Here is a 24,521-nt window from a genome sequence, read left to right as displayed (position 1 = left end):
AGAGGCGGCGGCGCGGGGGGCGCGGCGGCTGTTCCTCGAGGTGGCCGAGGACAATGAGGCGGCGCGCGCCCTCTATGGCCGCGCGGGCTTCAGCGAGGCCGGGCGGCGACCCCGCTACTACGCCCGCGCCGACGGTTCGCGGCGCGACGCCCTGTTGCTGGCTCTCGACCTCCCTGCACGGCTTCCATAAGTCGGGCGGCCCGCCTATCCTGCGGCCATGGACCGGATCGAAAAACTCTGCGCCGACCGCGGCATGCGAATGACCGAACAGCGCCGCGTCATCGCGCGCGTGCTGTCGAGCGCCGAGGATCATCCGGATGTCGAGGAGCTGTACCGCCGCGCCTCGGCCATCGACCCCCATATCTCGATCGCCACCGTCTATCGCACCGTGCGCCTGTTCGAAGAGGCGGGCGTGGTCGAGAAACATGACTTCGGCGACGGGCGCAGCCGCTATGAAGAGGCGGGGGACGATCACCACGACCACCTGATCGACACCCGGTCGGGCGAGGTGATCGAATTCTTCGACGCCGAGATCGAGCGGTTGAAGAGCGAGATCGCCGAGCGGCTGGGGTATGAGCTGATCGGCCACAAGCTGGAGCTCTACGGCAAGGCGATCGAGGGGGCGGAACCGTCCAAGCGCGAGGGGCTGATCTTCAAGCGTCACGCGGCGCGGATCGACCCGGCCGACATCGATCCCGCCGATCTGGACAAGGGCTGACGCGGCTGCGGGGCATGGCGCGTCGCGCCGGCCCGCAGTAAAAGTCGCGGCATGACCGAGACCCTCGTCCCGCCGGGCGCGTCGGACGGACAGGCCGCGCCGAAGCGGCTGTTCATCAAGACCTACGGCTGCCAGATGAACGTCTATGACTCCGAGCGCATGGCGGATGTGCTGCGGCCGCTGGGCTATGCCGTGACGGATACGGCCGAGGGCGCGGACTTCGTCATTCTGAACACCTGCCATATCCGCGAGAAGGCGGCCGAGAAGGTCTATTCGGAACTCGGCAAGCTGCGCGAGATGCGGGACCTGGGCCTCGCCGCCGGCCGGCCGCGCATGACCATCGCCGTGGCCGGCTGCGTCGCCCAGGCCGAGGGCGAGGAGATCATGCGCCGGCAGCCGGCGGTGGACATCGTGGTGGGGCCGCAGGCCTATCACCAGCTGCCCGAGCTGCTGACCCGCACCGCGCGGGCGCGGGGCGAGCGGATCGGGGCCGACTTCGCCCCGGTCGACAAGTTCGACGCCCTGCCGGCGGCGCGCGGCGTCGACGGGCCGACAGCCTTCCTGACGGTGCAGGAGGGATGCGACAAATTCTGCAGCTTCTGCGTCGTGCCCTATACGCGCGGGGCCGAATGGTCGCGGCCGGTGGCGGCGGTGCTGGCCGAGGCGCGGGAACTGGCGGCGCGGGGGGTGCGCGAGGTCACCCTGCTGGGCCAGAACGTCAACGCCTATGACGGCGAGGGGTCGGACGGGATGCCGTCGACGCTTGCGCGGCTGGCGTATGCGCTGGCCGACATCCCCGGACTGGACCGCATCCGCTATACGACCAGCCACCCCAACGACATGTCGGACGACCTGATCGCCGCCCATGGCGAACTGGACGCCCTGATGCCGTGGCTGCATCTGCCGGTGCAGGCGGGGTCGGACCGGATTCTGAGGCTGATGAACCGCAAGCACGGGCGGGCGAAATATCTCGACCTGGTCGAGCGGATCCGCGCGGCCCGGCCCGACATCGCCATGGCGGGGGACTTCATCGTCGGCTTCCCGGGCGAGACGGACCGGGACTTCGAGGAGACGATGGATCTGGTGCGGCGGGTCCGATACGCCTCGGCCTTCGCCTTCATGTACTCGCCCCGCCCGGGCACGCCGGCCGCGACCATGGCGGGGCAGGTTCCGGTCACCGTATCGCGCGAGCGGCTGCACGCCCTGCAGGCGCTGCTGGGGGAGCAGCAACTGGTGTTCAACAGGGACACGGCGGGCCGGACGGTCGGCGTCCTGTTCGAAAAGGCGGGCCGGCATCCGGGCCAGGCCGTGGGCCGTTCGCCCTGGCTGCAATCGGTCCACGTCGACGACGCGGATCATCTGATCGGCCGGATCGTTCCGGTGGCGATCGAATACGGCCAGCAGAATTCGCTGAAGGGCCGGCTCATTCATGACGGGGCGACGCCCCTCAAGCAGCGAGACGCCGCGCGTCGAGCGACAGGGAAACAACAGATTGGCGCGTGAGAGTGAGTTTCTGGCGTTGGGCGACGAGGCCCTGCACGCCGTCATCGGTCCGGGCAGCCGGCACCTGGCCCTGATCGAGGACCGCTTCAAGGTTCTGGTCGAGACGCCGGGCGGAGGGGTGTCGATCAACGGCTCGGCCCGTGACCGGTCGCAGGCGAAACGGGTCATCGAGACCCTGGTCAAACGCGCCGACACGGGCGCCGAGATCACCGAGGCCGATGTGCGAACGGCCCTCGGCGCCGCCACAGCCCAGCCGCGGGCAGGGCAGGGGAGCGTGGCCCCCGACGCGGTGGCCCTGCCGGTCGGGCGGCGCGGGGCGATCGCGCCCAAGACGGCGGCCCAGGCCAACTATCTGTCGCTGCTGAGCCGCTGCGAACTGACCTTCGGCGTCGGCCCGGCGGGTACGGGCAAGACCTTCCTCGCGGCGGCCTACGGCGCCTCCCTGCTGCGGCGGGGGCAGGTGGACCGGCTTGTGATCACCCGCCCGGCCGTCGAGGCGGGCGAGAAGCTGGGCTTTCTGCCGGGCGATCTGAACGAGAAGGTCGATCCCTATCTGGCCCCGATCTGGGAGGCGCTGAACGACATCCTCGGCCCCGATGACGTGCGCCGCCGGCGCGACAAGGGCGAGATCGAGGCGGCGCCGATCGCCTTCATGCGCGGCCGCACCCTGGCGCACGCCTTCATCATCGTCGACGAGGCCCAGAACACCTCGCGGCTGCAGATGAAGATGGTCCTGACCCGGCTGGGCGAGGGCGCGCGCATGGTGGTGACGGGCGACCCGTCGCAGGTCGATCTGCTGAACCCGCGCGATTCCGGCCTGAAGCACGCCCTGCGCATCCTTGAGGACGTGAAGGGGGTGGGGGTGCAGCGGTTCGAGGCCCAGGACGTGGTGCGTCACGCCATGGTCGAGCGGATCGTGCGCGCCTATGACGCCGACGCCGCCAGCCGCCGTCCCGCCGCCGACCTCGAGGACCCGGACCTTCGGGATTCCGGGGCGTGATCGAGGTCGAGATCGAGGACGCGGCCTGGACCGACGCCCTGCCCGGCGCGGCGGCGGTGGTCGAGCGGGCGGCCATGGCGGCCCTGGGGTCGGCGACAGGCGACCTGGTCATCCTGCTCACCGACGACGCGGCGGTTGGCGAACTTAATCACCGGTTTCGTCACAAGGACGGGCCGACCAATGTGCTGTCCTTCCCGGCGGCGGAGAGCGCCGCGCCGCATCTGGGCGATCTGGTGCTGGCCTTCGGCGTCTGCGCGGCCGAGGCGAAGACGCAGGGCAAGACGATGGCCGATCATCTCAGCCATCTGACCGTGCATGGCGTCCTGCATCTGCTGGGCCGCGACCATGAGGCCGATGACGAGGCCGAGGCGATGGAGGGCGAGGAGCGATCCATTCTTGCCAGCCTGGGCGTCGCCGACCCATACAGGCGCGATGACCCATCCCACGGCGACGCTTGAGAACGACGGCCCCGAAGACGGTCCGGGGGCGCGGCTGATCCTGCGCTTCGGCCGCATCGGCCTGGCGCTGGCGGCGGGCGCCGCGGCGGCCCTGGCGCATCCGCCGTTCGGCGTCCTGCCCGGCCTGCTGGGCTACGCCCTGCTGATGTTCCTGGCCGAGCGGTCGGTCGGCGCGCGCGGGGCCTTCTGGATGGGCTGGCTGGCCGGCTTCGCCTATTTCTTCATCAGCTGCTGGTGGGTGGCCGAGGCCTTCCTCGTCAACCCGGCCCAGGCCTGGATGGCGCCGTTCGCCGCCAGCCTGCTGCCGATCGGCCTGGGCCTGTTCTGGGGGACGGCGACGGCCCTGTACCGCCGCTTCCGGCCCGACGGCGTCCGCCGGGTGCTGGTCTTCGCCGCCCTGTTCTGCCTGCTGGAATGGCTGCGCGGCCATGTGCTGACCGGCTTTCCGTGGAATCCGGCCGGGGCCAGCTGGAGGGCCGGCTCGGCGGCGTCCCAGTTCGCGGCGGTGGTCGGCGTCTACGGCCTGGGCTTCGTCACCGTGGCGGGGGCGGCGGCCTTCGGCCCCCTGCTGGGCGCGGGATCGCGCAAGGCCCGGATCGGCGCGGCGGTTCTGGGCGCGGCGGCGCTGGGCGCCCTTGTGATCGGCGGAGCCGTGAGACTGTCGCAGGCGCGGCTCGAGCTGACCGACACGGTGGTCCGCATCGTCCAGGCGGATGTGCCGCAGGAATCCAAATGGACCCCCGAGGCCTATCAGGGGATCGTGGACCGCTACGTCAATCTGACGGGTCACGCCGGGGCGATGACGCCCGACCTGGTCATCTGGCCCGAAGGGGCGCTGCCGGCCTCGGCCAATCAGGTGTTCGCGCCCGGCTCGGCCGACGCCGAGGCGATCGCGCGCGCGGTGCAGCCGGGCCAGAGTCTGATCATGGGCCTGGGCCGGGGCGTGCCCGATCCGGCGGCGCCCGGGGGCGGCCGCTATTTCAACAGCCTGTTCGTGCTGACCGACGAGGGCGCCGGCGGCCTGCGCATCACCGCCACCTATGACAAATACCGGCTGGTGCCGTTCGGCGAATACCTGCCGGCGGGGGGGCTGATGGGGGCGCTGGGCGTGCGCAGCCTGACGCATATGCCGACCGATTTCAGCCCCGGACCCGTGCCGGCGCCGATCGAGATCCCGGGCGCGCCGCGGGCCCAGCCGCTGATCTGCTACGAGAGCCTCTATCCCGGCTTCACCCCCGGCGGCGGGGGGCGGCCGGGATGGATCGTCAACATCTCGAACGACGCCTGGTTCGGGCGCACCTCGGGGCCGCTGCAGCACCTGAATCTGGCCAGCTATCGGGCCATCGAGACGGGCCTGCCGGTGGTCCGGTCCACGCCGACCGGGGTTTCGGCCATGATCGATCCGTGGGGCCGGATCGTCGGCGACCAGCGTCTGGATCCGGGCGAGAGCGGGGTCATCGACGCCCGCCTGCCGCGACCCGTGGGGGTGACGCCCTATGGCCGGTTAGGGGACCTGTTGTTCTGGCTGGCGGTGCTGGCCGGCCTGGCTCTGGCGGCGCCCTGGAGCTGGTTGCGTCGGCGTGAATTGCCCGCCTGACATCCGCGGCGTTTCGTCTTTCAGGCGAGTTTTCCCGCGTCACGCGAGGCCTGGAACCCGTTACTCAACCAAGGCTGGGCGTGGCGCGGGACTTTTTGCATTTTTTGATGACAGGGCGCAAAGCCGGGCGCATTCAGGCTTTACGGTACCAACCGAAGGACGAGTAACGATGGCGAGAGGCAAGGGCGAAGACGGCCCTCATCCCGTGGACCGGCATGTCGGCCGGCGCGTGTGCGAGAAGCGGTTGGCGCTTGGCTACAACCAGAGTGACCTTGGCCGGGCCCTGGGCCTGACCTTCCAGCAGATCCAGAAGTACGAGAAGGGGGCGAACCGGATTTCCGCCTCCAAGCTTTGGGATATCGCGCGATTCTTCAAGGTCGACATCGGCTATTTCTTCGAAGGCCTGACCGGGGCCCAGATGGCGGGTGTGGCCGAGGGCGCGGCGGCTTACGAGCACGACTTTCCGGCCACGCGCTACACCATCGAAATCGGCCGCCTGGCGCCCCAGCTGTCCAGCCGCCAGCAGAAGCTGGCCCTGGAGCTGATGCGCGACATGGCCGACCGCAAGGAGACGGACGAGGCCTGACGCCGCGTCCGCCGGACCGCCGTCCGCCTTATTGATCCGATGACGCCCGCCTCTGACCGAAGGTCGGCGCGCGGTCCTTTTGTTCGGCCCAGTAGGCCGCGCCCTCGCGTGGTTTGAACATGGTCTTGGGCACGCCGTCGCGCGACACCACCGCGAAGGTGTTGGTCGAGGCCTGATACAGCAGCACGTCGCCATTCGGCCGTTTGACCCGGTCCGTGCCCGCCGGCGGCCGGGTCGTGAAGGCCTGGATCTTCGCCAGATAGTCCTGCGGCGTGCGCGATCCGAAATCCGCTCCGTTACGCTCGAACAGCCGCGTGACCTTGGCGTCCACCGTCTCGCGCCGATTGGCGGTGAGGACCGGCTTGACCGCCTCGATCGCGGGGTCCGCGGCGGCGGTTGTCGCGGGCGCGCCCGAGGCCGCGGTCAGCACCGCTTCGCCCCCGTCCGCCGCGCGATCGCGCGTCTCGACGGCCGAACCGCCATTGCCGCAAGCGGAAACGCCCGCCACCGCGGCCATCGCGGCCACGATCCAGAGCCTGGAGATCATTCTATCCTCCCAAGGGTTGAAACTCTTGGGCTTGAGCATAACCACAGGTCCTGTGTTCGCGCAATGTTCCGTTTTCGGCGCGCCTCCCTCGACGCCGGACGCCCGGATGGCTAGATGACCGGCATGACCAGCCCCGCCCTGTCCGGACGCAAGATCCTGCTGATCGTCGGCGGCGGCATCGCCGCCTACAAGGCGCTGGCCCTGACGCGTCTGCTGAGGAAGGCCGGGGCCGAGGTCATGAGCGTGCTGACGGCGGCGGGGGCCGAGTTCGTGACGCCGATGTCGCTGGCCGCCCTGACCGGCCGTCCGGTGCGCCAGGCCCTGTTCATGCCCGAGGACGAGACGGCCATGGGCCATATCGAGCTGTCGCGCTGGGCCGATCTGGTCGTGGTGGCGCCGGCGACGGCGGGGCTGATCGCCAAGGCGGCCAACGGCCTGGCCGAAGACCTGGCCTCGACGACTCTGCTGGCCACGGACAAGCGGGTGCTGCTGGCCCCGGCGATGAATGTGCGGATGTGGCTGCATCCGGCGGTGCAGGCGAACATGGCGCGGCTGAAGGGTTTCGACGGCTTCCATGGCGCTGCTGTGGTCGGGCCCGACGAGGGCGAGATGGCCTGCGGCGAGTTCGGCCCCGGCCGGATGGCCGAGCCGGCGGCCATCATGGACGCGATCGAGGGCCTGCTGGCCGGACAGGACGGGCGTCCGCTGGCGGGCCGCAAGGCGGTGGTGACCGCCGGTCCGACCTTCGAGCCGATCGACCCCGTGCGCGGCCTGACCAACCGGTCCAGCGGCAAGCAGGGCTATGCGATCGCCGGGGCGCTGGCGCAACTCGGCGCGCAGGTGACGCTGGTGTCGGGGCCGGTGGCCCTGGCCGCGCCCGTCGGGGTCGAGCGGGTCTGGGTCGAGACGGCGCGCGAGATGAAGGCCGCGGTCGAGGCGGCCCTGAATACGACAGACGGGCCGGCCGACATCGCGGTGATGAGCGCCGCCGTGGCCGACTGGCGGGTGGACGGCGTGGCCTCGGGCAAGATCAAGAAGGCGCCGGGCGGGCCGCCCTCGCTGGCCCTGATCGAGAATCCCGACATTCTGGCCGGCGTGTCGGCGCCGGGCCAGCGGCGGCCGAAACTGGTCGTCGGCTTCGCGGCCGAGACCACCGACCTGGAGGCCAACGCCCGGGCCAAGCTGTCGCGCAAGGGCTGCGACTGGATCGTCGGCAATGACGTGTCCGACGATGTGTTCGGGGCGGACGGCAACACGGTGACCCTGTTCACGAAGGACGGAAACGCAGAGAGCTGGCCGCGCCAGTCGAAGACCGAGGTGGCGAGGAAGCTGGCCGCCCGGATCGCCGATCATTTCGTCTGATCTGTCCACACGTTCTCCACCGAGCTTTCCCCGGTCACCCGTGCCTTCTCCACTGGAGGTTCTCCGCCAGTGAACAGGGCAAGGCATCGCAGCAATGAGCGGCGCGGTATGGATCGCGGAGGCGATCTCCCGCCTTATCCGCTCGAATGAAGCCAGCTCACCCATGACGACCGTCCGGATCGAACGCCTGCCGCACGCTGAAGGCCTGCCGCTGCCCGCCTATGAGACCTCGGGCTCTGCGGGGATGGACCTTCGGGCGGCCATTGACGAGAACCTGCCGGTCATCCTGGCGCCGGGCGCGCGGACCCTCGTGCCCACAGGCCTCAAGATCGCACTGGAGCCCGGTTTTGAAGCCCAGGTGCGGCCGCGGTCGGGTCTGGCGCTCAAGCACGGGATCACCTGTCTGAACTCGCCGGGCACCATCGACAGCGACTATCGCGGCGAGGTGGGGGTGATCCTGATCAACCACGGGCAGGAGTCGTTCGTGATCCAGCGCGGCGAGCGCATCGCCCAGATGGTCATCGCCCGCTATGCGCAGGCCGAGATGATGGAGGTCGGAGGGCTGGACGAAACGGCGCGCGGCGCGGGCGGTTTCGGCTCGACCGGACGTTAAGCGGAGCCATTCGGCCCGGGGTGCGTTAACCCTGCTTCCGGCCAAGCTCGGCCGTATCCAGGAGGTTGGCGTATGGAGTCCCTGTTCGATTCGATCGGCGCGTTTCTGACCGGCCTGTTCGGCCTGGCCCAGGGCGGGTTCGACACCATCAATCAGGTCACGGGCCTGGTCATCGCGGTGATCGCCACCGTCATGATGCCCGCCTGGAGCCGGCTCTGGTCCACGTCGCTGGGGGCCGCCCTCGTCTTCATCCTGGTGGGCCTGCTGCGCCCGCTGCTGGACGGCGGCGCCTTCGTGATGCCGCCGCTGCTGACGCTGGGCTTCTGGATGACCGTGCTGGCTCTGTTCCTCGGCTTCGCCGTGGTGATCGCCGTGATGTTCTTCATCAAGTTGCTGTTCACCGGCGGCCACGGCCGGCGCCGGCACGCGCACTGATACCAGGGCCTATCGCCCTTCGGGCTACTTGAGGCCCGGGCCTCAATCCCCGCCCTACGCCTGCCTGAAGCCCAGCACGTCCTGCATGTCGTAGAGGCCGGGCTTGCGGCTGCGGACCCAGGCGGCGGCGGCGACGGCGCCGCGGGCGAACAGGGACCGGTCGATGGCCGAATGGCTGAGCGTCAGCGTCTCGTCCTCGGAGGCGAACAGGACGGTGTGCTCGCCGATGACGCCGCCGGCCCGCAGCGAGGCGAAGCCGATCTTGCCGGGCGTGCGCTCGCCGGTGATGCCGTCGTAAGGGGCGGTGCGGACGTCGGCCAGGTCCACCCCGCGGCCGTTGGCGGCGGCCTCGCCCAGCATCAGGGCGGTGCCCGAGGGGGCGTCGGCCTTCTTGCGGTGATGCGCCTCCAGGACCTCGATGTCCCAGTCGCGCGGGTCCAGCCGCTGGGCCGCGTGTTCGACGAGGCCGATCAGGATGTTGACGCCCAGGGAGAAGTTCCCGCTGCGAACGATGGCGATCTTTTCCGACGCCTTGTGGATGTCGGTCTCCTGCTCGGGCGTCAGGCCGGTCGAGCCGATGACGAGGGCCGGACCGCCGCGCTCGGCGCAGGCCCGGGCCAGTTCGACCGAGGCCTCGGGCGTCGAGAAGTCGATGATGACGTCGCACAGCGACAGGTCGGGCGTCTCGCCGCGGTCGAAGCGGGCCGCGACCACCACGTCCTCGCGCTCGTCCAGCACCGTCGATACGGCCCGGCCCATGCGGCCGCGCGCGCCCGAGATGCCCGCGTGGAAGATGACGCTCATGAAAGCCCCCGAACCATTCGTCGCATTGTGAAGGGTTTATCCCGGACCGTCATCCCGGACCGACCGGCGGACGCTATTGCGGCGTTTCCGAACCCAGGATGTCGGCCCAGAACCGTTTGGCCTTGCCGGCGAAGGACGAGTTGCGCGGGGTCTGGCTTTCACCGAGGGAGGCGGCCAGTTCCTGCAGCAGCTCCTTCTGGTGCGCCGTCAGGTCGGTCGGGGTCTCGACGAACAGTTCGACCACCAGATCGCCGCGGTTCTTGCCGTTCAGATGGGGCATGCCCTTGCCCTTGATGCGGACGGTCTTGCCGGTCTGGGCGCCGGCGGGGACGCTGACCGGCGCGCGGCAGCGGCCATCGCAGGCCTCGGACGTCAGGCAGGGTGCGTCGATCTCGCCGCCGAGGGCCGCCGTGGTCATCGGCACGGGGACGGTGACCAGCAGGTCGAGGTTGTCGCGCTCGAACAGTTCGTGCGGCGTCACCGAGAGGAAGACATAGAGGTCGCCGCGCGGACCGCCGCGCTGGCCGGCGTCGCCTTCACCTGACAGGCGGATGCGCGAGCCGTCGTCGACCCCGGCGGGGACCTTGAGCTGCAGCATGCGGTTCTTGCGCACCTGGCCGTGGCCGGCGCAGCTGGTGCAGGGCTCGGCGATCATCTGGCCGTGGCCGCCGCAGCGGGGGCAGGTGCGTTCGACCTGGAAGAAGCCGTTGGCGGAGCGGACCCGGCCCGCCCCCTGGCAGGTGGTGCAGGTGGTCGGCTTGGTGCCGGCCTTGGCCCCCGTGCCTTCGCAGGTGTCGCAGGTGGCGGTGGTGGGGACGGCGATCTCGACGTCGGCGCCCTTGTAGGCCTGCTCCAGCGTGATCTCGAGATCGTAGCGCAGGTCCGAGCCGCGGCGCGGGCCGTGCTGGCGGGCGCCGCCGCCGGTGCGGCCGCCGAAGACGTCGCCGAACGCCTCGCCGAAGACCTGGGAGAAGATGTCGTTGACGTCGGTGAAGCCCTGGCCCTGACCCCCGAACCCGCCGCCGCCGCCGTTGACCCCGGCGTGGCCGAAGCGGTCGTAGGCGGCGCGTTTCTGGTCGTCCGACAGGACGGAATAGGCTTCGGAGATTTCCTTGAAGCGCGCCATGGCGTCCTCACACCCGCCGTTCTTGTCGGGGTGATGCTTCATGGCCAGCTTGCGATAGGCCGCCTTCAGGCCGGCGGCGTCGATGGTCCGTTCGACCTCGAGAATCTCGTAATAGTCACGCGTCGCCATCAGGCGTTCGTCCTCTTACCCTTGCCGACGGTCCGCGCCTCTTGCCGGGCGGGAAAGACCGAAACGGCTGACCGGGCTGACATGGGCGCCCGGTAAAATGATGCAAGTTCATGAAACGGCCCCGCCCGTCATCAGACAAGCGGGGCCGGGGTGATCGCGGAGCCGGTGTGGCTTACGCGCTCTTCTTTTCGTCGTCGCCGTCGGGCGCGACTTCCTCGAACTCGGCGTCGACCACGCCGTCGTCGGCGGGGGCTTCAGCCGAGGCGTCGTCGCCGGCGCCCTGTTGCGAGGCGTACATGGCCTCGCCCAGCTTCATCGAGGCCTGGACCAGGGTGTTGGTCTTCGTCCGGATGTCTTCCGGATCCGTGCCGTCCTTGGCCGTCTTCAGTTCGGCGAGGGCGGTTTCGATCGCGGTCTTCTCTTCGGCCCCGACCTTGTCGCCGTGCTCGGCCATGGCTTTTTCGGTCGAGTGGATCAGGCTGTCGGCGGCGTTGACCGCCTCGACCATTTCCTTCTTCGCCTTGTCGGTCGCGGCGTTGGCCTCGGCTTCCTTGACCATCTTGTCGATGTCGGCGTCCGAAAGGCCGCCGTTGGCCTGGATGCGGATCGACTGTTCCTTGTTGGTCGCCTTGTCCTTGGCGGTGACGTGAACGATGCCGTTGGCGTCGATGTCGAAGGCGACCTCGATCTGGGGCATGCCGCGCGGCGCCGGGGGAATGCCCATCAGGTCGAACTGGCCCAGCACCTTGTTGTCGGCGGCCATGGGACGCTCGCCCTGGAAGACCCGGATCGTCACGGCCGACTGGTTGTCGTCGGCGGTCGAGAAGACCTGGCTCTTCTTGGTCGGGATCGTCGTGTTGCGTTCGATCAGCGGGGTGAAGACGCCGCCCAGGGTCTCGATGCCGAGGGTCAGCGGGGTCACGTCCAGCAGCAGCACGTCCTTGACGTCGCCCTGCAGCACGCCCGCTTGGACCGCGGCGCCGAGCGCCACGACTTCATCGGGGTTGACGCCCTTGTGCGGCTCCTTGCCGAAGAATTTCTTCACGGCTTCCTGGACCATCGGCATGCGCGTCATGCCGCCGACGAGGACCACTTCGTCGATGTCCGACGCCTTCATGCCGGCGTCCTTCAGGGCCTTGGCGCACGGCTCGATGGTGCGCTGGACCAGGTCGTCGACGAGGGCTTCCAGCTTGGCGCGCGACAGCTTGATGTTGAGGTGCAGCGGGCCCGAGGCGTTCATGGTGATGAACGGCAGATTGACCTCGTACTGGGTCGTGGAGCTGAGCTCCTTCTTGGCCTTCTCGGCCTCTTCCTTGAGGCGCTGCAGGGCCAGTTTGTCGGAGCGCAGGTCGACGCCCTGCTCCTTCTTGAACTCGTCGGCCAGGTAGTCGACCAGGCGCAGGTCGAAGTCCTCGCCGCCGAGGAAGGTGTCGCCGTTGGTCGACTTCACCTCGAACACGCCGTCGCCGATCTCGAGGATCGAGACGTCGAAGGTGCCGCCGCCGAGGTCATAGACGGCGATCTTCTGGCCGTCGTTCTTGTCCAGCCCATAGGCCAGGGCGGCCGCAGTCGGCTCGTTGATGATGCGCAGCACCTCGAGGCCGGCGATCTTGCCGGCGTCCTTGGTCGCCTGACGCTGGGCGTCGTTGAAATAGGCCGGGACGGTGATGACGGCCTGGGTCACGGTCTCGCCGAGATAGGCCTCAGCGGCCTCCTTCATCTTGCCGAGGGTGAAGGCCGAGATCTGCTGGGGCGAATAGTCCTTGCCGTTGGCGCGCACCCAGGCGTCGCCGGTCGGGCCCTTGACGATCTCATAGGGCACCATCTTCTTGTCCTTGGCGACCACGGGGTCGTCGAACGAGCGGCCGATCAGGCGCTTGATGGCGAAGAAGGTGTTGGTCGGATTGGTCACGGCCTGACGGCGCGCGGGCTGACCCACGAGGGTTTCGCCGCCCTCCTGGATGGCGATGACGGAGGGCGTGGTGCGGTTGCCCTCGGCGTTCTCGATGACCTTGGGATTCTTGCCGTCCATGACGGCCACGCACGAGTTGGTGGTGCCCAGGTCGATGCCGATGATCTTGGCCATGTGTTGGTCTTTCACTCCATTTTCAGCGGGCGGTGCGGCGGCCTTTTAAAGCGAAGCGCCGCGCGTGACCGCCCCCGGTGTCGGGGTCTTGAGGTCGGTTGGTACGGTCCGGCCGCAAAGCCCCACGAACTGCGGGGATTTACAGCGGTTGAGGCCGATATGGGAAACACCCCCCCTGCCGCAAGTCCCAAACGCCCCGGGGCGAAGATTCGCCGCTTCAACTGAAGGGATGATTTCACCGAACATTGGTGTAGTTAATGGGACGTTGGCCGGCCGGGGGGGCCGGTGTCCGGGGAGAAACCGATATGAACGTCCGCAAGACCGTCGCCCGCGCCGCCCTGGTGCTGGCGGCCCTGGCCTCGACCGCGGCGGCCGCCGTCACCGTGGCCGCGCCCGAACGGGCCGCCGTCGTCACGCCCGCCGCCGCCTCCGCGCCGGTGCAGTCGCGCGACGGCCGCAACCGCCGCGTCCGCATCCACAACAACACCGGCTGGGTCATGCTGCGCTTCTATGCGTCGAACACGAGCCGGGACGACTGGGAGGAAGACATCCTGGGCGACGACGTCCTGGCCAACAACGCCAGCATCGTGATGAACATCGACGACGGCACCGGCGCCTGCCTGTTCGACTTCAAGGCCGAATTCACCAACGGCCAGAGCCTGATCCGCAACAACATCAACGTCTGCGAGATCGCGGATTATTATTACACGCGCTGAGGCGCGAAGCGCCTCAGCGCTCTGTTTTGGGGCGCTATCGCGCTTCGCGCTACTTGAGCGCGGGGGCATGGGTTTAAACTGCGCTGATGTCCGCGCGCCTTGAGATCGATACGGGAATGGAGGGCTTCCGGTTCTGGCCGGGAGCCCTTTCCGCGTCCGAACAGGCCGGCCTGCTGGCCGAGGTGCTGGCGGCCGAGGCGGTCGCGCCGTTTTACCGGCCGGTGACGCCCGGCGGGCGGCCCTTTTCGGTGCGTATGACCAGTCTGGGGCCGCTGGGCTGGGTGTCGGACCGGGGGGGCTACCGGTACCAGGCGACGCATCCGGGAACCGGCGAGGCCTGGCCGCCCATTCCGCGGCTCCTGCTGGACCTGTGGCGCGATCTGACGGGGGCGGAACCGCCGCCGGACGCCTGTCTGGTCAATCTGTACCGCGAAGGGGCGAAGATGGGCCTGCATCAGGACCGGGACGAGGCCGAGATGACGGCGCCGGTGTTGTCGGTCTCGCTGGGCGACGCCGCCATGTTCCGCATCGGCGCGGCGGGCGGCGGGCCGACGAAGACGTTCCGGCTCGCGTCGGGGGACGTCTGCGCCCTGACCGGGCCGGCGAGGCTGGCGCGGCACGGGATCGACCGGGTCATCGCCGGCTCATCGACCCTCGTTCCGGGCGGCGGGCGCATCAACCTGACCCTGCGCCGGGCTGCGCCAGCTTCACAGCAAACGTGAATGGACGCTCGGACGGGGCCGCGCCAAGGTCCGGCCTTTCCAGAGCCGGAGGCCGCCGATGACGAACCTGATCCGCCCCGAAGGCCCCGAGGCCGATGATTTCCGCTTCAGTCGCCGCGCCCTGGCGACCGGCGTCGTCGGCGGCCTGGCCTTCGCCGGCTACGCCCCCGCGGCCCTGGCGCGGCAGGCGGCGCCGATCACCACCGGCGACGACGGTCTGACGCTGGAGGAAACGACCTATCCGGCGCCCGACGGCTTCGCCCTGCCTGCTTACATCGCCCGGCCGGCCGGCGACGGGCCGTTCCCGGTGGTGGTGGTGGTGTCGGAGATCTTCGGCGTCCACGAATACATCCGCGACGTCTGCCGCCGGCTGGCGAAAGCCGGCTATGCGGCCATCGCCCCGGCCTTCTTCGTGCGGGTCGAGGATCCGGCGCCGCTGTCGGACATGACGCGCATCCAGCAGATCGTGGCCGCGGTCGGCTATGAACAGGTCATGGGCGATATCGCCGCCACCCTCGATTGGGCCAGTTCGCAGCTGTGGGCCAATACCGACAAGGTCGGGATCACCGGCTTCTGCTGGGGCGGCAAGGTGGTGTGGCAGGCGGCGGCCCGTTTCGCCGCCATCGACGCCGGCGTGGCCTGGTACGGCCGTCTGGCCCCGGCGGCCAACGCCACGCCGGAACAGACGGCGGCCGGCCAGCCGTGGCCGGTCGATCTGGCCGCCGATTTGAAGGCGCCCGTGCTGGGCCTGTACGGCGAGGCGGACCGGGGCATTCCCCTGCCCAGCGTCGAGACCATGCGCGCGGCCCTGCAGCGGGCGGGCCAGACGGACAGCCGGATCGACGTCTATCCGGCCGCGCCGCACGGCTTCCACGCCGATTACCGCGACAGCTATCGCGCCGCCGACGCCGCGGATGGGTGGAGCAAGCTGCTGGCCCTGTTCGAGGCCCGGCTGAAAGCCTAGGCCTTGCCGTCGAAATTGCCGCCGGTCGCGCTCGCCGCCGCATAGGCGGCGTTTCCGGCCGCGGCGCCGGAGCCCTTGGCGGCGACGACCACCATGGCCGGGCGCACGGTGCGGCCGAACAGGGCGTAGCCGGCCTGAAGCGTCTGGATCACCTGACCGCCCTGAACCGTGTCGGACGGCTGTTCCATCATGGCCTGATGCAGATGGGGGTCGAAGGGCTCGCCCGGCTCGGGGGCGACGCGTTTCAGATTGTTGGCCTCGAAGGCCGACAGCAGGGACTTCTGGGTCAGCTCCAGACCCGTGACCAGGCCGGCCTCTCCGGCGTCGGCGTCTTTCGGAGCCGCCTGCAGCGCCCGCTCGAGGTTGTCGGCCACGCCCAGCAGGTCGCGGGCGAAACGCTGGATGGCGTAGGCGCGGGCGTCGTTGGACTGGGTCTCGGCGCGCTTTTTCGTGTTCTCGGCCTCGGCGACGGCGCGCAGGGCGCGGTCCTTCCACTGGTCGCGCTCGGCGATCAGGGCGTCGATGGGGCCCAGGCCGTCGTCAAGGCCGGCCTCGGCGTTGGCCTCGGCCTCCGCGATGTCGGCGGCCAGCTCTTCGGAGTGGGGGAAGTCGTCGTGTGTGTCGCTCAAGGCTCTTGTCCGTCCAGCATTCGCCCCAGCACCCGGGCGGTGTAGTCCACCAACGGTATGATGCGGGCATAGTTCAGTCGCGCGGGTCCGATCACGCCGATGGCGCCCAGAACCCGCTGTCGGCCCGTCATATAGGGCGCCGCGATCACGGCGGAACCCGAAAGTGAGAACAACCGCGTTTCGGCGCCGATGAAGATGCGCACGCCCTGGGCCGTGGACACCCCGTCCAGCAGGCCGATCAGCTGCTCCTTCTGCTCCAGATCGTCGAACAGGATGCGGACCTTCTCCAGATCCTCGGCCGTCTCGCGGTCGTGCAGCAGATTGGCGCGGCCGCGCACGATCAGCGACCGTTCGCGCTCGGCCCCGCCGGACCAGGCGGCCATGCCGTCCTCGACCAGGCGGGCGGCGGCGGCGTTCAGCTCGCGGCGGGCGGCGTCCAGTTCGGTGCGCATCTCGGTGCGCGCCTCGTGCAGGGGACGGCCCTTGAGCCGGGCGTTGAGGAAGTTTGAGGCCTCGGTCAGGGTCGAGGGGGTGACCCCGGCCTTGAGCGGCATCAGCCGGTTCTCGACCGAGCCGTCGTCCCCGACCAGCACGGCCAGGGCCTGATCGTGGCCGAGGGCGACGAACTCGACATGTTTGACCCCCGCCTCGCGCACCGGGCTGGCGACGATGCTGGCCCCGCCGGCGAGGCCGGACAGCAGGCTGGAGGCCTCGTTCAGCGCCTCCTCGAAACTGCGGCCGCGCCCTGCGAGGCGGGCGTCGATCTCGCGCCGCTCCTCGGCGCCGATGTCGCCGATCTCCAGCAGGCCGTCGACGAACAGGCGCAGGCCGGCGTGGGTGGGGATCCGGCCCGCCGAAGTGTGCGGCGCGCCCAGCAGGCCGGCCAGGGTCAGGTCCTGCATGGTGTTGCGGATCGACGCGGGCGACAGGGCCACCCCGGTCATCGACAGGGTGCGCGATCCGACGGGATCACCGGTCTCCAGATAGGTCTCGACGATGCGGCGGAAGATGTCGCGGGCGCGCTGGTCAAGGCCGGTCAGGCTGCCCGTCTCCATCGCCGTCGAGGTCAGCAGGGGCGGTTTCATGGCCTGGCCCGGCCTTCCCGCGCGGCGCGCGCCGAAGCGTCGTCAGGCGGGGCCGGACGCAGGCGAACCGAAGATGCGGGGGCCAAAGATGCTGGGGACAGGGTCACGGTTTCAGGATAAGCACCCCAGCCGCCGCTTCCAAGGAATACCGTATGCGCCCCTCCGAACGCACGCCCGAACAACTCCGCGCCGTCACGCTCGAGACCGGCGTGAACCGCTACGCCGAGGGCTCGTGCCTGGTCGCCTTCGGCCATACGAAGGTGCTGGTGACGGCCTCGGTGGAAGAGACCGTCCCCGGCTGGATGCGCGGCAAGGGCGCGGGCTGGGTCACGGCGGAATACGGCATGCTGCCCCGCGCCACCCACACCCGCGGCCGCCGCGAGGCCGCCAGCGGCAAACAGACCGGCCGGACGCAGGAGATCCAGCGGCTGATCGGCCGCTCGCTGCGCGCGGTGGTCGACCTGAAACTGCTGGGTGAGCGCCAGGTGGTGCTGGACTGCGACGTCATCCAGGCCGACGGCGGCACCCGCACGGCGGCGATCACCGGGGCCTGGGTCGCCATGGCCTCGGCCTTCGACTATCTGCGCGCCGAGGGCGTGCTGAAGACCGACCCCATTCTCGACCAGGTCGCGGCCGTTTCTTGCGGCGTCTGCAACGACCTGCCGGTGCTGGACCTCGACTATGAGGAGGATTCCACCGCCGAGGCGGATTCCAACTTCGTCCTGACCGGCGCGGGAGCGATCGTCGAGATCCAGGCCACGGGCGAGAAGCGCGGCTTCTCCCGCGCCGAGTTCGATCGGCTGTTCCAGCTGGCCGAAGGCGGCTGCGCCGACCTGTTCGCCCTGCAGCGGGCCGCCCTGGGCCGGTAAGCCCGGCCCGGCGGGCTTTCGCGGGGGGCCGAACCATGCCTATGGTGACCCTCCTCGCGACTGATCGGAGAGCCTGATGCGCCGGACCGTTCTCGCCCTTGCGACACTCGCCCTTCTGATCGGCGGCTGTCAGCAGCCCGCCGCGACGCCGGAAGCCGAACCCGCTCCGGCGAATGCGCCGCCGCCCGAGATGCCGGTCGACGCGCCGCCGCAGGAAGAGGTTCCGACTCAGACGGCCGCGACCGGCGAACCGGTCTCCTGCCTGTCCGAGATCGGCGCCGACGCCTCGGCCCGGCTGGTCCAGCGCTGCATCGCCGTCAGCCCCGCCACCCATCCGCCCTGCAACTCGGCCAATCCCTGCGCCATGATCCAGGGCGAGATCGATCGCTCCTGCGAGATGTATGCGCCCGGCGAGACGAAGCCGGCGGAATGCGCGGCGTGAGGCCTCTCGCCGGGGCTTAATCGTTTTCCAACGCTGCTCGGGCAGTCTGGCCGGCCATGACGCCCGTCCAGACCCCTCCCGACCTGCGCGCCCTGACGGGTCTGCGCTTCCTCGCCGCCCTGTGGGTGGTGCTCTATACGGCCTGGCCGCATCTGGACGTCAGCTGGGTCCCCGTGGCCGTGACCAAGGGGTATCTGGGCGTCGAGGTCTTCTTCGTCCTGTCGGGCTTCATCCTCAGCCACGTCTATCTCGAGGCCGCGGGGCGGAAACGCTATTCATACGGCGGCTTCCTGTGGGCGCGGATCGCGCGGGTCTATCCGCTGCATCTGCTCACCCTGTTCGGCATGGTCGCCCTGGGGATCGCCGGCACGGCCGCGGGCCTGAGCATCGACGGCAGCCTGACCGACTGGCGGTCCCTGCCGGCGCATCTGACCATGACCCACGCCTGGGGTCTGGCCCCGACCGCGGCGTTCAACCATCCGTCCTGGTCGATCTCGGCGGAGTGGTTCGCCTATCTGACCTTCCCGCTCTACGCCTTCATCGCCTGGCGGATGCGGGAGCGGCCCGTGGCGGCGGTCATCGGCGCGGTGGCGCTGGCGCTGGCGATCTACGCGACCTTTCAGCCGCTCGCGGGCTTCTCCCTGACAGAGGCGACCTTCCGCTGGGGCGCGCTCCGGATCGTGCCCTGTTTCGCGCTCGGCTGCGCCCTGTACCTGGTCTATCGCCGCGCCCCGATCCCGTACGCCGGTGCGGTCGCCGTGATCAGCGGCCTGGGCGTGCTGGCCAGCGCCTCGCTGGGTCTGTGGGACCCCGTCACCGTCCTGCTGGCGGGCGGGCTGATCCTCGGCCTCGGCTCGCTGGACAACGCCCGGGCGGGCCTGATGGGCTCGAAGGCGGGGGTCTATCTGGGGGAGATCAGCTATTCGATCTACATGGTCTGCGCGCCGGTCCTGCTGGTCATGACCAATGTCGCGGCGCGGCTGACCGGAGCCGACGACAAGCGGTTTCACATCATTGTGTGGCTGGCGGTGGTCGCGGCGATCCCGGTGGCGGCCATGGCGACCTATCACCTGGTCGAACGCCCGGCCCGCAAGGCTTTGAGGGGTCTGGCCGACCGGCGCCAGGCGCGGCGAACTGCGACAAAACCGCACACGGATTCGCCTGAAAGGGTTCTTCAACCCACGAAAACTATCGTCTAAGGCTTGGTCTTCGGCAGTCGGGACACACGCCAGCATGATGAAACGGCTCACAGCCGCCGCGGTTGCGGCGACCCTCGGATTTTCTGCGCTGGGCTATGCGCCCGTCGCGAAGGCCGATGAGCCCTACTGGCAGTGCGTGACCTTCGCCCGCATGTTTTCGGGCATCAACATCTTCGGCGACGCCCTGACCTGGTGGCGTCAGGCCCAGGGCAAGTTCCGCACCGGCGGCCGGCCCGAGACCGGCGCCGTGCTGGCCTTCCAGCCCAGCGGCCGGATGAGCCGGGGCCATGTGGCCGTGGTCTCCGACATCCTGACCGACCGCGTCATCCGCGTGACCCACGCCAACTGGGGCGGCAGCCGCGGCAAGGTCGAGGAAAACGTCACCGTGGTCGACGTTTCGCCCTCGGGTGACTGGAGCGCGGTCAAGGTCTGGTACAACCCGATCCATGATCTGGGCACCTCCGTCTATCCGACCTACGGCTTCATCTACAAAGCCCCGCCGCAGACCGTCGAAGGCGTGCTCATGGCCTCGGCCGACGCGCCTTCGGGCCAGCCCTAGGCCTCAAGTCTCCAACGGTCGGCCGGCGTCATCCGCGTCCACTGCGCGGGCCGTTCCGACGGCGAGCCGCCCATGGATCCGGCGACCTGGATCCTGCCGCCGCCCCTGATCGCCTCGATCTACGGCATGAATTTCGACTTCATGCCGGAGTGGTCCAATCCCCGGGGCTATTCGGCCGCCCTGGCGGCCGTGGTGGTGTCGGTCATGCCGCCGCCGGCCTGATTCAAGCGGAAGGGCCGGCTCTGACGCTCCGGACTTGACCGGGACGTCCGCGCCGCGCTTTTTGCGCCCATATCCGGAGTCCCCCATGCGTCCGATCGCTCTCGCCGTTTCCGTCCTCGCCCTGTCGGCCTGTTCGCAGGGCGGGGAGCCCGCGGCCGCCCCGCCGGCCGCCAAGCCGGCGACGATGCTGGCCGGGGTGGACCTGGGCCGGCCCGTGCGGGCCCTGGGAACCGAGCCGTTCTGGAGCGTCGAACTGACCGGGACCGAGATGGTCTATACGAGCCCCGAGCCGCCCGAACACCGCGCGCCGCAACCGCAACCGGTCATCCAGGGCACCACGGCGACCCTGGAGTCGAAGACCGCGGCCGGACTGACGTTCAGCATCACCCTCGTCGCCACCGAATGCTCGGATGGAATGAGCGACCGCACCTATCCGCTGACGGCCATGGTCCGGATCGGGGAAACCGGCCTGAGCGGCTGCGCCGCCTCCACCTCGGCCATCATGACGTCGGGCGAGAGCGGGCTGGTGGTCGACAAGGCTCAGCCGCCGGCCTGACCGGTCGGGTCGTGGCGCAGGGTTCGCAGGGCGCCGAGGCGGGCGAAGGCGATGGTCAGGGCCTTGCGCCGGGCCGGCGCCAAGGGGGCCAGGGGCGCGTCGCGCACCACCGCTCCGCCGAAGCCGTCGGCGACGATCAGGCCCGGATGGTCGGGCAGGATGTCCGACGGAAACTCGGGCGCCACCGCAAAGTAGAAGGCGTCGCAGAAGGGGCCGTACTCGCCCCATTTGCGGTCGACGCGATAGTCGTCGAGCCCCGACTTGACCTCGCAGATGACGATGTCGCCGCGCGGCCCCAAGGCCATGACGTCGGCGCGCCGGCCGTTGGGCAGGCCCACCTCCAGCAGCGGCGCATAGCCCAGGTCGACCATCAGCCGCGCCGCGCCCCGGGTGACCGACAGGGTCGTCTCCGGGCGGCTGAAGACCAGCTCTATGTGCACGGCGGCGGCGGACATTCCCGACTTATGTTCCGCTTGTGTTCCGATTTCAAGCCGGAGCCCGCCGGGGTCAGCGGCCGGTGTGGACCACGCCGGCGGTGTCGAGCCCCAGGGCGCGGGCGCGGGTCAGCACCCGGGCGCGCTCGGCCTCCGACGGGCTCTGGCTGCGATGCCAGACCCACCAGTCCGACTTGTTCGGCAGGGCCAGGATCGCCCAGCTGTAATCCGGCGCATGGTCCTGGACCCAGTAGTTCTGCCCCGCCAGGCCGCCGACGCCGAGCAGGCCGGTCAGGGTGAAACGGAAGCGGGTGTTGGTCCCCGGATCGGTGACGCGGGCGTTGGCGCGCAGGACCTCGACGCGGTCGTCGTCGCGGCGGGTGCAGGTCACAACGACGCTGTAGCGATCGGCCCGGGTCTGCGGATTGAAATCGATCCGGGCGCGGCGACAGTCCTTCTGCACGTCGTTCGGACTGCGCGCGATCTCGAACCAGCGGCCGTCGAACTGGTCCAGATTGACGACGCGCGGCCGGGCTTCGGCGGTCGAGGACAGGGCGGTCAACGCCGCGCAGGCCGACAGGGCGGCGGCGAAACCGGTCGAACGGTTCGGGGTCATGGAGCGTCCTTCGCGTGACTGGGACGAGAAGATACGGTCGCAAGGACCCGCGGGTTGCCGGGTCTAGAGAATGAACCGGCTCAGATCGGCGTCCCGGGACAGGTCGCCGACGAGGTCGCGCACCCTCGGGCCGTCGAAGGCCACGGTCTGGCCGTTCAGGTCCGAGGCCTTGAAGCTGGTTTCCTCCAGCACCCGCTCGATCACGGTCACCAGCCGCCGCGCGCCGATGTTCTCGACCGCGCCATTGGCCGCCACGGCGGCGTCGGCCATGGCCTCGACCGCGTCGGGGGTGAAGGTCAGGGTGACGTTCTCGGTGGCCAGCAAGGCCTGGTTCTGGCGGATCAGATTGGCCTCGGGCTCGGTCAGGATGCGCACGAAGTCGTCGCGCGTCAGGGCCTTCAGCTCGACCCGGATCGGCAACCGGCCCTGGAGTTCCGGCAACAGGTCTGACGGCTTGGCGACGTGGAAGGCGCCCGAGGCGATGAACAGGACGTGGTCCGACTTCACCGGCCCGTATTTCGTCGAGACGGTGGTGCCCTCGATCAGCGGCAGCAGGTCGCGCTGCACCCCCTCGCGCGACACGTCGCCGCCCGAGCGGTCGGAGCGGCTCGCCACCTTGTCGATCTCGTCGATGAAGACGATGCCTTCGTTCTCGGCCAGCATCAGGGCTTCGGTGGTCAGGCTTTCCTGATCCAGCAGCTTGTCGCTTTCCTCGGTCGTCAGGGGGCCGACGGCGTCGCGCACGGTGAGTTTGGCCGTCTTCGTGCGGGCGCCGCCCAGCTTGCCCAGCATTTCAGACAGATTGATCATGCCGACATTGCCGCCGCCGGGCAGGTCCAGCCCCTGCATCGGCGAGGCCGTGTCGGCCAGGGTGACCTCGATCTCCTTGTCGTCCATCTCGCCGGCGCGCAGCTTCTTGCGGAAGCATTCGCGCGTGGCGGGCTGGGATCCCGGTCCGACGAGGGCGTCGAGGATGCGCTCCTCGGCCGCGCCCTCGGCCCTGGCCTTGACGCCCGTGCGCCGCTTGTCGCGCACCATGACCAGGGCGGCCTCGACGAGGTCGCGCATGATCTGGTCGACGTCGCGGCCGACATAGCCGACCTCGGTGAATTTGGTCGCCTCGACCTTGAGAAAGGGCGATCCGGCCAGTCGGGCCAGGCGCCGGGCGATCTCGGTCTTGCCGACGCCGGTGGGCCCGATCATCAGGATGTTCTTGGGCGTCACCTCCTCGCGAAGGTCGTCGGGCACGCGCTTCCGGCGCCAGCGGTTGCGCAGCGCCACGGCGACGGCGCGCTTGGCGTCGTCCTGGCCGACGATGAACCGGTCGAGTTCGGAAACGATTTCGCGGGGGGAGAGGTCGGTCATGAGGTTGAGATAGGGGCGGGGGCCCGGGTCCGGGAGGGCTGGTTCATCACGAAGGACACGAAGACGGTCACAAAGGACACGAAGGGGTCACTCCAGCGTCTCAACCGTCAGATTGCCGTTGGTGTAGACGCAGATGTCCGCCGCGATCGCCATGGCGCGGCGCGCGATCGCCTCGGCGTCCAGATCGGAATAGTCCATCAGCGCCCGCGCGGCCGAGAGGGCGTAGTTGCCGCCTGATCCCACCGCCGCCACGCCATGCTCGGGCTCCAGCACGTCCCCCACGCCGGTGACGGTGAAGATCGAGTTCTTGTCCGCGACCAGCAGCATGGCCTCGAGCCGGCGCAGATAGCGGTCGGTGCGCCAGTCCTTGGCCAGATCGACGCAGGCGCGGGCCAGCTGGTCCGGATACTGTTCCAGCTTGGCTTCCAGCCGCTCGATCAGGGTGAAGGCGTCGGCGGTGGCGCCGGCGAAGCCGGCCAGCACCTTGCCGCCGGCGAGGACGCGGACCTTGCGCGCCGCGCCCTTGACGATGGTGGGGCCCATGGAGACCTGCCCGTCGCCCGCGATTACTGTCCGGCCGTCTTTTCGAACCGCCAGAATCGTGGTGCCGTGCCAGTCGGGGAAGGAAGGATTCGCGTTTGTCATGTCCCAGACATGGCGACCGAAATGCGGCGGGGCAAGCCGGAAGCCAAGCAAATACAATGGCGGGAATGCGTCATCATTTTGCCTATGTAACCCGTTACATTCAGGATCTTCTTCCATACATTTCGGTATTCGAGGCAATTATCGTGCTTCATCGCATCATCTATGCCAGCGAAGCGGTCGGCGCGACCGGTGCCTCGACCCTGTCTGTCGCCCAGATTCTGGGCCATGCCGAGCGAAACAACCGGCGCGATGACCTCACCAGCTGCGTGATGTTCCACGAGGGTCATATCCTGCAGGCGATCGAGGGCGGCCGGGGCGATATCGACCGGCTGATGCGCCGTCTGCTGGTCGACCCGCGCCATTCGGGCCTGCGGATCCTGGTCGACACCGTGATCACCGAGCGGGCCCTGGCGGAGCCCATGGGTCTGTGCGCCGATCCGGCCGACCTGCTCGGGAAGCTGGGCCTGCCCTGCCTCTCCAGCATCACGCCGCGCGAGGCCGAAACGATCATGGCGTTGCGCAAGGCGGCGTGAC

At 69.5% G+C, this 24,521-nt stretch carries 30 protein-coding genes; 20 read left to right on the top strand and 10 right to left on the bottom strand.

The features are described 5' to 3' along the window. The 7 genes from WC555_RS10110 to WC555_RS10080 form a co-directional block, all read left to right on the top strand. On the top strand, positions 1-190 hold a 190-nt coding region (locus tag WC555_RS10110), incomplete at its 5' end, for a GNAT family N-acetyltransferase (protein WP_373253293.1). A gap of 27 nt (positions 191-217) precedes the next feature. After that, on the top strand, positions 218-718 hold the full coding sequence (locus WC555_RS10105) for a Fur family transcriptional regulator (RefSeq protein WP_373253292.1): 501 nt from the start codon (positions 218-220) through the stop codon (positions 716-718). Between the two features lie 51 nt (positions 719-769). After that, positions 770-2,221: a tRNA (N6-isopentenyl adenosine(37)-C2)-methylthiotransferase MiaB gene (gene miaB, locus WC555_RS10100; protein ID WP_373253290.1), complete on the top strand. Its 1,452-nt coding sequence runs from the start codon at positions 770-772 to the stop codon at positions 2,219-2,221. Then, complete coding sequence (locus tag WC555_RS10095; protein ID WP_373253289.1) at positions 2,211-3,221, top strand: PhoH family protein; 1,011 nt, start codon at positions 2,211-2,213, stop codon at positions 3,219-3,221. The genes miaB and WC555_RS10095 overlap by 11 nt, the downstream gene beginning before the upstream one ends. Continuing rightward, the gene (gene ybeY, locus WC555_RS10090; RefSeq protein ID WP_373253288.1) at positions 3,218-3,679 is read left to right on the top strand and encodes an rRNA maturation RNase YbeY; all 462 of its coding nucleotides are present in this window, start codon (positions 3,218-3,220) and stop codon (positions 3,677-3,679) included. The genes WC555_RS10095 and ybeY overlap by 4 nt, the downstream gene beginning before the upstream one ends. Further along, positions 3,654-5,276, top strand: a complete 1,623-nt coding sequence (gene lnt, locus WC555_RS10085; RefSeq protein ID WP_373253286.1) for an apolipoprotein N-acyltransferase — start codon at positions 3,654-3,656, stop codon at positions 5,274-5,276. Before ybeY ends, lnt begins: the two co-directional genes overlap by 26 nt. Before the next feature lie 169 nt (positions 5,277-5,445). Then, the gene (locus tag WC555_RS10080; protein ID WP_373253285.1) at positions 5,446-5,862 is read left to right on the top strand and encodes a helix-turn-helix domain-containing protein; all 417 of its coding nucleotides are present in this window, start codon (positions 5,446-5,448) and stop codon (positions 5,860-5,862) included. A 28-nt stretch (positions 5,863-5,890) separates the two neighbouring features. Here the strand turns inward: WC555_RS10080 and WC555_RS10075 are convergent, their stop codons facing one another. Then, a complete protein-coding gene (locus tag WC555_RS10075; RefSeq protein ID WP_373253284.1) occupies positions 5,891-6,409 on the bottom strand; it encodes an S-type pyocin family protein in 519 nt (172 codons plus the stop codon). Positions 6,410-6,532: 123 nt separating this feature from the next. Here WC555_RS10075 and coaBC point away from each other — a divergent pair, with 123 nt between their 5' ends. The 3 genes from coaBC to WC555_RS10060 all read left to right on the top strand — a co-directional run bounded on the left by coaBC (position 6,533) and on the right by WC555_RS10060 (position 8,819). Then, on the top strand, positions 6,533-7,771 hold the full coding sequence (gene coaBC / locus WC555_RS10070; RefSeq protein WP_373253298.1) for a bifunctional phosphopantothenoylcysteine decarboxylase/phosphopantothenate--cysteine ligase CoaBC: 1,239 nt from the start codon (positions 6,533-6,535) through the stop codon (positions 7,769-7,771). 163 nt (positions 7,772-7,934) lie between these two features. Beyond that, entirely contained in the window at positions 7,935-8,384 is a 450-nt protein-coding gene (dut, locus tag WC555_RS10065) for a dUTP diphosphatase (RefSeq protein ID WP_373253282.1), read from the top strand. A 72-nt stretch (positions 8,385-8,456) separates the two neighbouring features. Further along, positions 8,457-8,819: a hypothetical protein gene (locus WC555_RS10060; RefSeq protein ID WP_373253281.1), complete on the top strand. Its 363-nt coding sequence runs from the start codon at positions 8,457-8,459 to the stop codon at positions 8,817-8,819. A 54-nt stretch (positions 8,820-8,873) separates the two neighbouring features. Here the strand turns inward: WC555_RS10060 and dapB are convergent, their stop codons facing one another. The 3 genes from dapB to dnaK form a co-directional block, all read right to left on the bottom strand. Then, positions 8,874-9,623: a 4-hydroxy-tetrahydrodipicolinate reductase gene (dapB, locus tag WC555_RS10055; RefSeq protein WP_373253279.1), complete on the bottom strand. Its 750-nt coding sequence runs from the start codon at positions 9,621-9,623 to the stop codon at positions 8,874-8,876. 73 nt (positions 9,624-9,696) lie between these two features. Further along, positions 9,697-10,878, bottom strand: a complete 1,182-nt coding sequence (gene dnaJ / locus WC555_RS10050) for a molecular chaperone DnaJ (RefSeq protein WP_373253278.1) — start codon at positions 10,876-10,878, stop codon at positions 9,697-9,699. A 172-nt stretch (positions 10,879-11,050) separates the two neighbouring features. Continuing rightward, the gene (gene dnaK, locus WC555_RS10045; protein WP_373253276.1) at positions 11,051-12,964 is read right to left on the bottom strand and encodes a molecular chaperone DnaK; all 1,914 of its coding nucleotides are present in this window, start codon (positions 12,962-12,964) and stop codon (positions 11,051-11,053) included. Between the two features lie 305 nt (positions 12,965-13,269). Between dnaK and WC555_RS10040 the strand changes: the two genes are divergently transcribed. The 3 genes from WC555_RS10040 to WC555_RS10030 all read left to right on the top strand — a co-directional run bounded on the left by WC555_RS10040 (position 13,270) and on the right by WC555_RS10030 (position 15,366). Next, on the top strand, positions 13,270-13,680 hold the full coding sequence (locus WC555_RS10040) for a hypothetical protein (protein ID WP_373253275.1): 411 nt from the start codon (positions 13,270-13,272) through the stop codon (positions 13,678-13,680). An 86-nt stretch (positions 13,681-13,766) separates the two neighbouring features. Further along, complete coding sequence (locus WC555_RS10035) at positions 13,767-14,402, top strand: alpha-ketoglutarate-dependent dioxygenase AlkB (RefSeq protein ID WP_373253274.1); 636 nt, start codon at positions 13,767-13,769, stop codon at positions 14,400-14,402. A 58-nt stretch (positions 14,403-14,460) separates the two neighbouring features. After that, on the top strand, positions 14,461-15,366 hold the full coding sequence (locus WC555_RS10030; protein WP_373253273.1) for a dienelactone hydrolase family protein: 906 nt from the start codon (positions 14,461-14,463) through the stop codon (positions 15,364-15,366). On the opposite strand, the gene grpE is transcribed toward WC555_RS10030, so the two are convergent. Together grpE and hrcA are read right to left on the bottom strand one after the other, a co-directional pair. Then, the gene (gene grpE / locus WC555_RS10025; protein WP_373253297.1) at positions 15,363-15,944 is read right to left on the bottom strand and encodes a nucleotide exchange factor GrpE; all 582 of its coding nucleotides are present in this window, start codon (positions 15,942-15,944) and stop codon (positions 15,363-15,365) included. The two genes, WC555_RS10030 and grpE, sit on opposite strands and share 4 nt — an antisense overlap. Before the next feature lie 47 nt (positions 15,945-15,991). Beyond that, the gene (hrcA, locus tag WC555_RS10020) at positions 15,992-17,050 is read right to left on the bottom strand and encodes a heat-inducible transcriptional repressor HrcA (RefSeq protein ID WP_373253295.1); all 1,059 of its coding nucleotides are present in this window, start codon (positions 17,048-17,050) and stop codon (positions 15,992-15,994) included. 182 nt (positions 17,051-17,232) lie between these two features. On the opposite strand from hrcA, the gene rph reads away from it, so the two are divergent. The 6 genes from rph (at position 17,233) to WC555_RS09990 (ending at position 20,927) form a co-directional block, all read left to right on the top strand. After that, positions 17,233-17,949 (top strand): ribonuclease PH, encoded by a 717-nt coding sequence (gene rph / locus WC555_RS10015; RefSeq protein WP_373253272.1) that lies wholly within the window; start codon positions 17,233-17,235, stop codon positions 17,947-17,949. A 76-nt stretch (positions 17,950-18,025) separates the two neighbouring features. Continuing rightward, entirely contained in the window at positions 18,026-18,391 is a 366-nt protein-coding gene (locus WC555_RS10010) for a hypothetical protein (protein WP_373253270.1), read from the top strand. 56 nt (positions 18,392-18,447) lie between these two features. Next, entirely contained in the window at positions 18,448-19,590 is a 1,143-nt protein-coding gene (locus tag WC555_RS10005) for an acyltransferase family protein (protein WP_373253268.1), read from the top strand. A 34-nt stretch (positions 19,591-19,624) separates the two neighbouring features. Next, positions 19,625-20,149: a CHAP domain-containing protein gene (locus WC555_RS10000; RefSeq protein ID WP_373253267.1), complete on the top strand. Its 525-nt coding sequence runs from the start codon at positions 19,625-19,627 to the stop codon at positions 20,147-20,149. A 72-nt stretch (positions 20,150-20,221) separates the two neighbouring features. Next, positions 20,222-20,371, top strand: a complete 150-nt coding sequence (locus WC555_RS09995) for a CorA family divalent cation transporter (RefSeq protein ID WP_373253266.1) — start codon at positions 20,222-20,224, stop codon at positions 20,369-20,371. An 85-nt stretch (positions 20,372-20,456) separates the two neighbouring features. Continuing rightward, positions 20,457-20,927 carry a COG3650 family protein gene (locus tag WC555_RS09990; RefSeq protein WP_373253265.1) on the top strand — a complete coding sequence of 157 codons (471 nt, stop codon included), beginning with the start codon at positions 20,457-20,459 and terminating at the stop codon, positions 20,925-20,927. Here WC555_RS09990 and mmcB read toward each other — a convergent pair. The 4 genes from mmcB to hslV all read right to left on the bottom strand — a co-directional run bounded on the left by mmcB (position 20,912) and on the right by hslV (position 23,987). After that, positions 20,912-21,382 (bottom strand): DNA repair putative endonuclease MmcB, encoded by a 471-nt coding sequence (gene mmcB, locus WC555_RS09985; protein WP_373253264.1) that lies wholly within the window; start codon positions 21,380-21,382, stop codon positions 20,912-20,914. The two genes, WC555_RS09990 and mmcB, sit on opposite strands and share 16 nt — an antisense overlap. Before the next feature lie 52 nt (positions 21,383-21,434). Beyond that, positions 21,435-21,977 carry a lipocalin family protein gene (locus WC555_RS09980; protein WP_373253262.1) on the bottom strand — a complete coding sequence of 181 codons (543 nt, stop codon included), beginning with the start codon at positions 21,975-21,977 and terminating at the stop codon, positions 21,435-21,437. A gap of 63 nt (positions 21,978-22,040) precedes the next feature. Then, a complete protein-coding gene (gene hslU, locus WC555_RS09975) occupies positions 22,041-23,342 on the bottom strand; it encodes an ATP-dependent protease ATPase subunit HslU (RefSeq protein ID WP_373253260.1) in 1,302 nt (433 codons plus the stop codon). Between the two features lie 87 nt (positions 23,343-23,429). Next, a complete protein-coding gene (gene hslV / locus WC555_RS09970; protein ID WP_373253259.1) occupies positions 23,430-23,987 on the bottom strand; it encodes an ATP-dependent protease subunit HslV in 558 nt (185 codons plus the stop codon). A 143-nt stretch (positions 23,988-24,130) separates the two neighbouring features. Here hslV and WC555_RS09965 point away from each other — a divergent pair, with 143 nt between their 5' ends. Beyond that, positions 24,131-24,520, top strand: a complete 390-nt coding sequence (locus tag WC555_RS09965) for a BLUF domain-containing protein (RefSeq protein WP_373253257.1) — start codon at positions 24,131-24,133, stop codon at positions 24,518-24,520. Position 24,521 lies beyond the last annotated feature (1 nt).

The organism is Brevundimonas sp. (assembly GCF_041648615.1).
GTDB lineage: Bacteria > Pseudomonadota > Alphaproteobacteria > Caulobacterales > Caulobacteraceae > Brevundimonas.
Note: the sequence above shows the minus strand (reverse complement) of the source record. Positions and strands in the feature narration are given on the sequence as shown.

Excerpts from the sequence above, each read along its gene's own strand:
- WC555_RS10105 (WP_373253292.1), top strand. The coding sequence starts at position 218 with ATGGACCGGATCGAAAAACTCTGCGCCGACCGCGGCATGCGAATGACC.
- miaB (WP_373253290.1), top strand. The coding sequence starts at position 770 with ATGACCGAGACCCTCGTCCCGCCGGGCGCGTCGGACGGACAGGCCGCG.
- lnt (WP_373253286.1), top strand. The coding sequence starts at position 3,654 with ATGACCCATCCCACGGCGACGCTTGAGAACGACGGCCCCGAAGACGGT.
- WC555_RS10080 (WP_373253285.1), top strand. The coding sequence starts at position 5,446 with ATGGCGAGAGGCAAGGGCGAAGACGGCCCTCATCCCGTGGACCGGCAT.
- WC555_RS10075 (WP_373253284.1), bottom strand. The coding sequence starts at position 6,409 with ATGATCTCCAGGCTCTGGATCGTGGCCGCGATGGCCGCGGTGGCGGGC.
- coaBC (WP_373253298.1), top strand. The coding sequence starts at position 6,533 with ATGACCAGCCCCGCCCTGTCCGGACGCAAGATCCTGCTGATCGTCGGC.
- dut (WP_373253282.1), top strand. The coding sequence starts at position 7,935 with ATGACGACCGTCCGGATCGAACGCCTGCCGCACGCTGAAGGCCTGCCG.
- WC555_RS10060 (WP_373253281.1), top strand. The coding sequence starts at position 8,457 with ATGGAGTCCCTGTTCGATTCGATCGGCGCGTTTCTGACCGGCCTGTTC.
- dapB (WP_373253279.1), bottom strand. The coding sequence starts at position 9,623 with ATGAGCGTCATCTTCCACGCGGGCATCTCGGGCGCGCGCGGCCGCATG.
- dnaJ (WP_373253278.1), bottom strand. The coding sequence starts at position 10,878 with ATGGCGACGCGTGACTATTACGAGATTCTCGAGGTCGAACGGACCATC.
- dnaK (WP_373253276.1), bottom strand. The coding sequence starts at position 12,964 with ATGGCCAAGATCATCGGCATCGACCTGGGCACCACCAACTCGTGCGTG.
- WC555_RS10040 (WP_373253275.1), top strand. The coding sequence starts at position 13,270 with ATGAACGTCCGCAAGACCGTCGCCCGCGCCGCCCTGGTGCTGGCGGCC.
- WC555_RS10035 (WP_373253274.1), top strand. The coding sequence starts at position 13,767 with ATGTCCGCGCGCCTTGAGATCGATACGGGAATGGAGGGCTTCCGGTTC.
- WC555_RS10030 (WP_373253273.1), top strand. The coding sequence starts at position 14,461 with ATGACGAACCTGATCCGCCCCGAAGGCCCCGAGGCCGATGATTTCCGC.
- hrcA (WP_373253295.1), bottom strand. The coding sequence starts at position 17,050 with ATGGAGACGGGCAGCCTGACCGGCCTTGACCAGCGCGCCCGCGACATC.
- rph (WP_373253272.1), top strand. The coding sequence starts at position 17,233 with ATGCGCCCCTCCGAACGCACGCCCGAACAACTCCGCGCCGTCACGCTC.
- WC555_RS10010 (WP_373253270.1), top strand. The coding sequence starts at position 18,026 with ATGCGCCGGACCGTTCTCGCCCTTGCGACACTCGCCCTTCTGATCGGC.
- WC555_RS10005 (WP_373253268.1), top strand. The coding sequence starts at position 18,448 with ATGACGCCCGTCCAGACCCCTCCCGACCTGCGCGCCCTGACGGGTCTG.
- WC555_RS10000 (WP_373253267.1), top strand. The coding sequence starts at position 19,625 with ATGATGAAACGGCTCACAGCCGCCGCGGTTGCGGCGACCCTCGGATTT.
- WC555_RS09995 (WP_373253266.1), top strand. The coding sequence starts at position 20,222 with ATGGATCCGGCGACCTGGATCCTGCCGCCGCCCCTGATCGCCTCGATC.
- WC555_RS09990 (WP_373253265.1), top strand. The coding sequence starts at position 20,457 with ATGCGTCCGATCGCTCTCGCCGTTTCCGTCCTCGCCCTGTCGGCCTGT.
- mmcB (WP_373253264.1), bottom strand. The coding sequence starts at position 21,382 with ATGTCCGCCGCCGCCGTGCACATAGAGCTGGTCTTCAGCCGCCCGGAG.
- WC555_RS09980 (WP_373253262.1), bottom strand. The coding sequence starts at position 21,977 with ATGACCCCGAACCGTTCGACCGGTTTCGCCGCCGCCCTGTCGGCCTGC.
- hslU (WP_373253260.1), bottom strand. The coding sequence starts at position 23,342 with ATGACCGACCTCTCCCCCCGCGAAATCGTTTCCGAACTCGACCGGTTC.
- hslV (WP_373253259.1), bottom strand. The coding sequence starts at position 23,987 with ATGACAAACGCGAATCCTTCCTTCCCCGACTGGCACGGCACCACGATT.